Annotated in this window: 1 protein-coding gene; it reads right to left on the bottom strand. The window is 58.6% G+C overall.

What is annotated here, in order from left to right; genetic code table 11:
* Nucleotides 1-60: 60 nt before the first annotated feature.
* A partial coding sequence (locus tag A3764_RS22655) for a 4-phosphopantoate--beta-alanine ligase (protein ID WP_150122418.1) occupies nucleotides 61-630 on the bottom strand: 570 nt, incomplete at its 5' end.

Genomic DNA, 630 nt, shown 5'->3' with positions numbered 1-630 from the left:
GTGCTGGTCCTCTCAATTCTATAGCGTTATCCTAATTTGGATAGTCGCATTCGGCTGACGTCAGACGGGTTCAGGTATTCTTCCGGCTTCGATTGGCGCGTGAGATGCAGCTTTGACCGGCGTATTGTCAATTAGTCGCACACCGTTCAGCCAGGCGGCAACGAACAGGCGCGCGGGACGGTCCGCCGACATCAACGGCTGTAAATTGGGATCGCTGCGCAATTCAAAATAGTCGACGTCGTCAAAGCCAGCGACGAGGAGCGCCTGACGTGAGGTTTGAAGCGCCTGCGCGACGTTGCCGCCCTGACCGATTACATTGGCCGCGCTTTCTAGCACACGTCCGATCACAGGCGCCACTTCACGCGATTCCTTCCCAAGCCGCAGATTGCGCGAAGACATGGCAAGGCCGTCGTCCTCGCGAACCGTTGGGCAGGCGACAATTTCGGTTTTCAAATCAAGGTCAGCGACGACACGACGGACCACCTGCAGCTGCTGATAATCCTTTTCGCCGAAGAACGTACAATCGGCGTCGGTCTGTAGCAGCAGCTTGGTCACGACGGTCGCCACGCCATCGAAGTGACCGGGCCGGTCGCCGCCGCACAGTCCGGCGCTGACACCGGACACGGAAAT

It is taken from the genome of Sulfitobacter sp. HI0129 (assembly GCF_001635395.1).
GTDB lineage: Bacteria > Pseudomonadota > Alphaproteobacteria > Rhodobacterales > Rhodobacteraceae > Sulfitobacter.
The sequence above is the reverse complement of the archived record's forward strand: the minus strand, read 5'-3'. Positions and strand labels throughout refer to the sequence as shown.